Consider the following 608-nt stretch of genomic DNA (forward strand, 5'->3'; position numbering starts at 1 on the left):
GTTGTCTGGCAAAGCTGTTTACTAAATTTATTTTATAAATCAGCAAATAACTTGGAAATACAAGTAAAATATGCTTGATTTGTGATAGTAGCAACAGTTTTATGATTTTATTTAAATACCTTTTTATAAGCTAGTTTTCTACTATAAAGAATTACTATTAAAGAAAAGCACTTCGGAAATATATATATGTATGAAAGATATCGTCGGGCAACATTATCTAATTCCTGTTGGTAACTAAGGCTTTCACGTATCATTAGTACCCGGAGTAAAAACTTAGAACATATCTAAAATAGCAAGAAGCCCTACTCTTTCTATATTTTTTCTAAACTGTACATGTATATTTCAAATGCTATTGGGAATTAAATCTATTACAATTTATAAATTTAGAACTTTTGTATACATTGGTGTCAATAGAAATGACTGACTAGATTAAGTATTAATTTTTTAAGAAATATTTCTCTATCACAAAGTACTATAAATCTTATAAAAAATCCACTTATTTCAATATACAGCTTTGCCCTCCATAAACTAAATTGACCATAGAGAGTGGGGGATATTGTATATTGCTAGTGACTTTGAGAAATTCGCTAATGGTTCTTATATGATAG

It is taken from the genome of Anaerocolumna sp., from assembly GCF_032079385.1.
Taxonomy (GTDB): domain Bacteria; phylum Bacillota; class Clostridia; order Lachnospirales; family Lachnospiraceae; genus Anaerocolumna.